The sequence below is a fragment of the Arthrobacter sp. Hiyo1 genome (assembly GCF_001263615.2).
Classification (GTDB): domain Bacteria; phylum Actinomycetota; class Actinomycetes; order Actinomycetales; family Micrococcaceae; genus Arthrobacter.
The window spans coordinates 206,861-214,567 of the sequence record NZ_DF952471.1; the positions used below are offsets into that span (position 1 = coordinate 206,861).

At 62.4% G+C, this 7,707-nt stretch carries 7 protein-coding genes and 1 pseudogene; 4 read left to right on the plus strand and 4 right to left on the minus strand.

The features are described from left to right. Nucleotides 1–475: 475 nt before the first annotated feature. The gene (locus AHiyo1_RS12510; protein WP_253257309.1) at nucleotides 476–1,213 is read left to right on the plus strand and encodes a proline dehydrogenase family protein; all 738 of its coding nucleotides are present in this window, start codon (nucleotides 476–478) and stop codon (nucleotides 1,211–1,213) included. A gap of 345 nt (nucleotides 1,214–1,558) precedes the next feature. Here the strand turns inward: AHiyo1_RS12510 and AHiyo1_RS28260 are convergent, their stop codons facing one another. From AHiyo1_RS28260 to AHiyo1_RS12530, 4 genes and pseudogenes are all read right to left on the minus strand, one after another. Then, nucleotides 1,559–1,942 (minus strand): aminotransferase class V-fold PLP-dependent enzyme, encoded by a 384-nt coding sequence (locus AHiyo1_RS28260; protein ID WP_445286219.1) that lies wholly within the window; start codon nucleotides 1,940–1,942, stop codon nucleotides 1,559–1,561. Further along, nucleotides 1,827–2,567: pseudogene (locus AHiyo1_RS12520) on the minus strand (cysteine desulfurase family protein); the annotation flags it as partial. The gene AHiyo1_RS28260 and the pseudogene AHiyo1_RS12520, both read right to left, overlap by 116 nt. Next, entirely contained in the window at nucleotides 2,528–2,770 is a 243-nt protein-coding gene (locus tag AHiyo1_RS12525; protein WP_059388786.1) for a hypothetical protein, read from the minus strand. The gene AHiyo1_RS12525 and the pseudogene AHiyo1_RS12520, both read right to left, overlap by 40 nt. Then, nucleotides 2,767–3,654 (minus strand): EamA family transporter, encoded by an 888-nt coding sequence (locus AHiyo1_RS12530; RefSeq protein ID WP_059388787.1) that lies wholly within the window; start codon nucleotides 3,652–3,654, stop codon nucleotides 2,767–2,769. The genes AHiyo1_RS12525 and AHiyo1_RS12530 overlap by 4 nt, the downstream gene beginning before the upstream one ends. 1,055 nt (nucleotides 3,655–4,709) lie before the next feature. Between AHiyo1_RS12530 and AHiyo1_RS12535 the strand changes: the two genes are divergently transcribed. The 3 genes from AHiyo1_RS12535 (at nucleotide 4,710) to AHiyo1_RS12545 (ending at nucleotide 7,656) form a co-directional block, all read left to right on the plus strand. After that, a complete protein-coding gene (locus tag AHiyo1_RS12535) occupies nucleotides 4,710–6,062 on the plus strand; it encodes an MFS transporter (protein ID WP_059388788.1) in 1,353 nt (450 codons plus the stop codon). A gap of 101 nt (nucleotides 6,063–6,163) precedes the next feature. After that, a complete protein-coding gene (locus AHiyo1_RS12540) occupies nucleotides 6,164–6,847 on the plus strand; it encodes a GntR family transcriptional regulator (RefSeq protein ID WP_059388789.1) in 684 nt (227 codons plus the stop codon). Then, the gene (locus AHiyo1_RS12545; RefSeq protein ID WP_059388790.1) at nucleotides 6,844–7,656 is read left to right on the plus strand and encodes an aspartate/glutamate racemase family protein; all 813 of its coding nucleotides are present in this window, start codon (nucleotides 6,844–6,846) and stop codon (nucleotides 7,654–7,656) included. The genes AHiyo1_RS12540 and AHiyo1_RS12545 overlap by 4 nt, the downstream gene beginning before the upstream one ends. Nucleotides 7,657–7,707: the final 51 nt, after the last annotated feature.

Sequence of the window (7,707 nt, forward strand, 5' to 3'; positions counted from 1 at the left end):
GGCGGTGGCCACGAGCCGGGAGCTCAGCACTGGGGCCGGGCGATGGCCGTTGCCATCAGCAAACTCGCCGACCAGCTGGCAAGCGAGGACGCGCATGAAGCCTGATGGGCCGGGAACTGCGGCTCCGCGTCACCGCGGATCCGGACGGCGCACGCATCTCCGTGTGGTGTTTCCCGGAGGAGTAGCGAGGGCGGAGGGCCGATCCGGATTTCACATCATGAACCCGACGCCGGCGTCCACAAACTCCGCCGGTACAGTTTGTCGGGTGACTACCAAGATTGATCTCGAGCGTGCTGCCGATACCTCCGGGCGTGGGCTTTGGATGAAGACCTGAAGCAACGCGTCATGTCCACGCCAGCCTTGGCAACAATGGCTTCGCGCGTGGCAAGGCGATACTCAGCCGGGGACACCACCGCCGATGCCATCGAGGTAGCCGCAGCGGCGGTGGCGCGCGGGCATGCCGCCAGCATCGAGTATGCCGGCGAGAGCGTGCGCAACGCCGAGCTCGCACGCTCGGGAAGCCGGGGTCTTCCTTGAGCTGGGCGCTGCCCTCGGGAAGTCCGGCCTGCCGGGCACCATCTCTTTCGACCTCTCCCATCTCGGCGCACTCGTGGACCGCGATCTGGCCCTCAACCATGTACGCCAGCTTGCCGCGATAACTGAACCGTACGGAACGGGACTGATGATCTCGGCCGAAGGCTCCGACCGGACCGATTTGGTCCTCGACCTGTACGACGAGCTCGCAGCCGAGATTCCCCGCGTCGGCATCACGCTCCAAGCCCGCCTGCACCGCACCCCCGGAGACCTCGAGCGGGTCCTTCGCCACCCGGGTACCGTTCGCTTGGTCAAAGGCGCGTTCCTCGAGCCCGAGTCCGTCGCCTACCCTCGCAACAGCGCCGAACTGACGGCTGCCTACCTCGACCTCGCGAGCCAGCTCATCCGCTCGGGCCACTCCCTGTCCCTCGCAACCCACGACGACGAGCTCGTCAACACGCTCATCTCCAGGCACGGCGAGGCACTGAAGACAGACGCGATCGAATTCGAGATGCTCCTCGGACTCGGGACCGAACTTCTCGATCGGCTCCACAGGGCCGGGTACAGGACCCGTGAATACGTCATCTTCGGTGGCGAATGGTGGTTGTACGTCCTGAACCGCATCGCGGAACATCCCGAGCGGGCGCTGACGGCTCTCGCCGACCTCAACCCGAGCTAAGCCCTCCCCGATCCCGGCTGCCCTGCGAGGCGGAAAATACCCTGCGATACCGGTATTCCAGCGTCGCAGGGTATTTTCCGCGTCGCGTAGCCAGCTGCGCATCGCGAGGTAGGAAGCGCGTCGGCAGGCCATTTGCGTGTCGCCATAGCAACGCCCCAGCGCCGGGTTGCCCGGTATCCCATGCAATACCCGGCAGACCTAGGAATTGCCCGGTATCCCATGCAATACCCGGCAGACCTAGCGTGCGGCCTGCTAATATCCACTGTCAGATCTCTGAGGTAGGTTCCCGGTCCGCGGCCTCGTCTTCCTAGATCTTGACGGTGTCGGCCTTGAGCACGCTCCCGCCTACGAACTTTGGAGCCGCTGAACAGCCTTCGCAATCATGCCTGCTGCCTCGTCGATTTCCTCCGTGGTAGTGAAGCGCCCGAATCCTACGCGAATACTGGACCTGGCCATGGCGCCGTCAAGGCCAATGGCCATGAGAACATGTGAGGGATTCTGGTCGCTGCTGTTGCAGGCGGACCCAGTCGACATGGCTATTTTCGGTAGGGCTGATCGCAGGTCCACCGAATCGATGTCCGGAATCCTGAAATTCAGGCAATTCGGAAGAGCGTCATCGAGCGGCGAGTTGGCGGTGACCGTTTGGATGCGCTTGGACAACTGGTTCCAGAATCTGCTTCTCAGGTCGAGAACTCTTTGCTTTTCGCTGGCGGAGATCTCGTTGGAAATTTTTATTGCTTCCGCGAATCCGACGATGCCGGTGATGTTTTGCGTCCCAGGCCGGCGCCCTCCCTCTTGGCCGCCGCCGAACAACATGTTTTCGAACCCCCCCATGCAGCGTCTGGGTTTCCTTGTCGATGTAGAGGGCTCCGATGCCTTTGGGCCCGTAAATTTTGTGCCCTGAGAAGCTGATCAGGTTTGGGCCCAGGGATTTGAAGTCCGGAGCGAGATAGCCGATGGCTTGCGTGGCGTCGCAGTGAAACCGAACCCCTGCCTCACGAGTGATGGCGGCGATGTCCGTGACCGGTTGTATGGTGCCGATCTCGTTATTAGCCAGCATTATCGACACGAGGCTGGTGTTGGGCCTGATCGCGTCGGCAATGTCATTGGGTGAGACGATCCCTTGTGCGTCCACGGGCAGAAAGGTGACTTCACCGCCCCGCTTTTGAAAGGCGAGGCAGGCATCCAGGACGGATTTGTGCTCGATGACAGAGGTAATGATGTGGTTGCTGCTGGACCCAGCTGCAGTTGCGATTGCCCAGTTGTTGGACTCCGTCGCCCCGGAGGTGAAGAAGAGCTCACCCGGGCGGCAATTCAGCACTCTAGAGATGCTGCGGCGGGCCTTTTCGATTCCGTGAGGTTCGCGGTGTTGGCGCCGTCCAAGACTGTGCCAAGGCTGAGCCCTGCCATCATCGAACTCCGCGAAAAATCATCGATCCCGGTTGGTGCATCGAAATATCCGCATTCGATCAGGGCTTGCGTGTCGCCGGTAACCTCAACCGACAAATCCAAGCCGTCCAGAAGTCGATCAATATCCATGGCGGGTGCTGTCTTCATTGCACACTGACCTTCTTTTGTGAAGTTGATGATTCAGCAAAAACGGCAACGCCGGCGCAGACCGTGAGAATCGCGATACCTGCCATCTGCCGAAAGTCCAGGCTTTGATGTAGAACCACGGCACCTACGGTGGAAGCCAACGCAGGGTCAAGGGCAGCGACGAGCGCGAATACCAAAGCTCGAAGGCGTTTCATTGCAAATAGCTCCAGCGCAAACGGAGCCAGCAAGGTCAATATGGAAACAACGAGCGCATGGAGCGCCAATTCAGGAGTGAATAGAACAGCGGGCGGAGCGTTCACCATGAAGGCAGCCAGCGCAATGGGGAGGGCAACCCATAGCCCCTTACTAAGAGTGAGCATCGGGTGGTTGGCCTGCGGAATGGAAGTCCCGACATGGATGTATGCGGTCAGTAGCAGTCCCGTTGCCGCAGCAAAGAACAGACCTTCGAGTGCAGTCGTCGCGCCATAGGTCGGAATCATGAAGAGCCCGGCAACCGCCAGCCCCGCAGCAACCCGGGCCGTGGTGTTGCGGGACCGGATGCATCCGATAACGAGAGGCAGTGTGAACTCTATGGAGATGGCCAGGGATAGATCAATGGTGGATATCGCCCGGTAGAAGGTGACCTGCATCAGCCCCAGCACCAACCCGTACGTGAGGATGAATCGGACCGGCGCTCGACTCGATGATTTCATCATGAAAATCACTGGAAGAGTCAGGATCGCGGCAATCCCGATTCGCAAAACCGTCGCACTCGCGGCGCCCATCGAGCTAATCAACCCGACCGCGACGGCGTTACCGATTTGAAGGAGCGAGAGGCTCGCTACGGACGCCAGAATGCCGGCCCTGTGTCGGGATGACTCTGGCCTATTTGCTTGAAAAGTCAATTGCTGACCCGTTCCGAGTCGGCATGGTGCAAACACGCGGAGCCAGCGTCGGCCGTTTCCGCCGAAGGTATACGCGCTATTTTCACGAGAGGATCCCAATTATCCAGAAGTGAGTCGTGCATTTGCGCTTGTATGCGACGCCTGAAAATCCTCACACAAACCTTGTGACAGGGCCAAATAGTTTGTGACAGCAACGTGACACACAAATTCGGATGCGGTTGGCAGTGATTATCCCCACGTGAAACACCACCCCAGCCGATATGGCATCGTCCCCCTTGTCGACCTCCGCCGGCCGGCAGACCCCGAAAGGCGAATCGAGCAAGTGCCCTGAACCGGACGGGGATCCTCCGACCGTCGGGATCATCGTAGGTCCGACGCCTACCTCGAGGAAGGCGCAACGGGTGCGAGTGAACCCCTCCACGCCTCCGGTATCCCATCTGCGCACCCGCGTTTCAATAACAAGCCACCCTCCTCGCCGACCTCAACCCGAGCTAAGCCCTCCCCGACCCTGCCCGCCTCGCGACGCCCCAAACGCCTCGTGACACCCTAAACGCCTCGTGACCCGGAAAATCCCTATCGACACCGGTATTCGGGCGTCGCCAGACTTTCTCCTCGTCGCATAACCAGTTGCGTGTCGTGAGGTAGACAGCGTGTCGTGGGGTCGGGAGCGCGTCGGCAGGCAGGAACACGCGAACACGCCGGCATCCCATGCCCCACCCGGGCAAGCCCAGGAATCGTGTCGGTATCCCATTTCCCGCACCGCTCGGGTGAGTGAACCCATATTCCGCCAAACCTCACCTCCCGGTCACATTCTGTTTCGTCGCTTTGTATACCAAAAGCCTTGACAGTGCCGCGGGTCACATCTACTTTTGATTTTGGGATCCCAAAGCGGGATCCCAAACCGGACCCAACGAACCGGCAGCGTCCCTCCTCCCAGAAAGAGGACCGGGCCGCTACTGCTGCCGCCGGCGCGAGTCCAGCTGCCGCGGCAACCCGCGCCCAGCTCACCAATTCAAGACTTTCCCCGCTCCTCAAACTCCCCTGAAGGAGAAACTGTGTCTCTCCCAAACACCGAAACAGAAGCACATGCCGTCGAAGGAATAGCAGAAGAAAAAGCCGGCAAGGACGGCGTGCAGCGACGCACGAGTGTCCGTTGGAGGCTCTTCGTCCTGCTGCTGATCCTGGTCGCCGTCAACTACATCGACCGCGGCTCCATTTCCGTGGCATTGCCCATCATCCAAAAGGAATTCAACCTCGCACCCGAACTCGTCGGGCTCCTGCTTTCGGCATTCTTCTGGACCTATGCGCTCATGCAGATCCCCGTCGGCTTGCTCATCGACAAGTTCGGCCCCCGTAAAGTCGTCACGGCGTCGTGCATCGGCTGGGGTGCCGCAACGGCAGCATCCGGCCTGGCCGGCGGCTTCCTCAGCATGTTCATCGCCCGCTTGGGTATCGGCGTCGCCGAAGCAGGCGTCATGCCGGCCGGCGGCAAGCTCAACGCCATCTGGATGCACAAGAAGGAGCGTGGCCGCGGCGCCACGATCCTTGACGCAGGCGCCCCGCTCGGAGCCGGCCTGGGCGGTATCCTCATCACCTGGCTCATCGCCTCAACAGGCAGCTGGCGCTACTCGTTCATCATCGCCGGTGCCGCCACCGTCCTCATGGGCCTGGCAGTGTGGTGGTACGTCCGGGACAATCCCCGCAACCACAAAGCTGTCAACGACGCCGAGGCCGAATACATCGAGTCCTCCCATGCCGAAGAGGACGCCGAGGCCACGAAAGACGGCGTGAAGGGCAAGCGCGCACTCCTCCCCTACCTGAAGTTCCGCTCTTTCTGGGCCATGTGCTTTGGCTGGCTGGGATTCAACGGCGTGTTCTACGGCCTCCTGACGTGGGGCCCGCTCTACCTCGCCCAGGCCAAGCACTTCAACTTGAACACCATCGGCTGGTCCACGTTCGTGATCTTCGGCGCAGGCTTCGTCGGCGAGATCCTCGGCGGCGCTATCGCCGACAAGTGGCGCGCAGCCGGCGCCTCGGCCAACCTGGTCATGCGTACCCTGCTGGGCATGTCCAGCGTCGTGGTAGTCGGCGGCCTGGTTGGCGTGACGGTCGTCGCAGACCCGATCACCGCCGTCGTGCTCCTCTCAGTGGTCCTGTTCTTCCTCCGCTGGGTGGGCCTGTTCTGGAGCATCCCGTCAATCCTGGGCGGCCGCACCAACGCTGGCGTCCTCGGCGGCGCCATGAACTTCAGCGGCAACATCGCAGGGTTCGTCACCCCGATTGTGGTAGGCCTGATTGTCGGGGCCACGGGCTCCTACACCTGGGCGCTGCTGTACTTTGTAGGATCCGCCGTGATCATGGGCGTCTCCGTCCTGACCCTGAACTACAACAAGCGGCTTCCGGTCTAACTCGCCTGACCGGGCCGGCCGTGCGGTCCTGAACCGCCGCACGGCCGGACGCCTCCGGGTTGCCGGGCGCATTGACCCAAGAGAACACGAATGGAGCAAGAATGCTGATTGCCGAAGAAACCCCCACCACGGACCGTCCCCTCCGGGAATCCGTGCGGGACGCCATCCGTTCGCGAATCTTCGAGGGTCATTACGCGCCCGGCACCCGGCTGGTGGAGCGGGACCTCGCCGCCGAATTCAACGTCTCGCGACTCCCCATCCGCGAAGCCCTCCGCATGCTGCGGCAGGAAGGCCTCATCCAGGACCGGGCCTCCCGCGGTTCCGAAGTGGCAGGGTTGAGCCCCAAAGACGTCGAGGACCTCTTCGACGTCCGCCAGTCGCTCGAAGTCCTCGCCTGCCGCCTGGCAGCGGCCCGCGCCACGGACAAGGACCTCAAGCACCTGGCCAGGCTCCTCGATGAGGCCGATCGCTTCCTTGCGAGAGGCTCAATCCTCGAGGCCCACCGCGCCAACAGCGAATTCCACGATGCCATCACGGCCATCGCCAACAACGATTTTCTCCGCACCGCGTTGGAACCGCTCCAAGGCCGCATGCACTGGCTCTTCCGCCACGTGGACGACCTGCCGGAACTGATCCAGGAGCACCGCGATCTCTACGCCGCCATCGCCAGCGGCGATGCCGAGCGCGCCGCAGCCCAATCGGCGTCGCACATTGGAAAGTACCGCGAGCAGTTCCCCCAGAACGAGCCCGCCACCGAACTCAAGTTGCAAGGCAAACGACCATGAAATTGCTAGTCATCAATCCCAACATCAGCGCGCATGTCACCGCGCTGATCGACGCCGAAGCCCGCCGCTCGGCGGGGACTGACACCGAGCTGATCGTCAGGACCGCCGGACATGGCGTCGAATACATCGAGACCCGCTTCGAATCCCTCATCGCAGCCGGAGCCGTCGCCGAAATCATCGCCGAGCACTGCGGCGGCGATCCGGCTGCGGACCGCATAGACGGCGTCGTGGTGGCCGCATTCGGCGACCCCGGGATGCCTGCGCTCAAGGAACTGACCGACGTGCCGGTCATCGGGATCACGGAGGCCGCCCTCTGCGCCGCGGCCCTGCAGGGCCAACGCTTCTCCATCATCGCCATTTCGGACCGCATCACCGCCTGGTACCGGGACTGCGTGGAGCATTTCGGACTTGGCAGCCGTCTTGCCTCGATCCGTTCCATCAACCAGAGCCTCAACGGCATCGGCACTGTGCAACAGGACTTCAAGGAAACCCTCCTGGCACTGAGCCGGCTAGCGGTCGCGGAGGACGGCGCCGACGTCGTCATCCTGGCAGGTGCCCCGCTTGCCGGACTCGCGCGCGAGCTTGAAGGACAAATCCCCGTGCCCGTGGTGGACGGAATCTCCGCCGGGATCCGCATGACCGAAGCGGTTGTGGCCCTGCAATCCGGCTTCCACCGCCAAGGCGCTTTTGCGCCGCCGCCCGTCAAGCACCGCCGGGGACTGTCCGAAAACCTCGACGCCGCCCTGACCGCCATCCAGTCCGCCGCCGGCACCTCCGTTGCCGGCACCGCCGTTCCAGCAGGAAAGTAGGAACCACCGTGACCATTCCCGATCTCGTCATCGCCCACGGCACCGTGGTCA

Coding starts and splice junctions, on each gene's coding strand:
- AHiyo1_RS12510 (WP_253257309.1), top strand. CDS start 476: ATGCCGGCGAGAGCGTGCGCAACGCCGAGCTCGCACGCTCGGGAAGCC.
- AHiyo1_RS12525 (WP_059388786.1), bottom strand. CDS start 2,770: ATGAAGACAGCACCCGCCATGGATATTGATCGACTTCTGGACGGCTTG.
- AHiyo1_RS12540 (WP_059388789.1), top strand. CDS start 6,164: ATGCTGATTGCCGAAGAAACCCCCACCACGGACCGTCCCCTCCGGGAA.
- AHiyo1_RS12545 (WP_059388790.1), top strand. CDS start 6,844: ATGAAATTGCTAGTCATCAATCCCAACATCAGCGCGCATGTCACCGCG.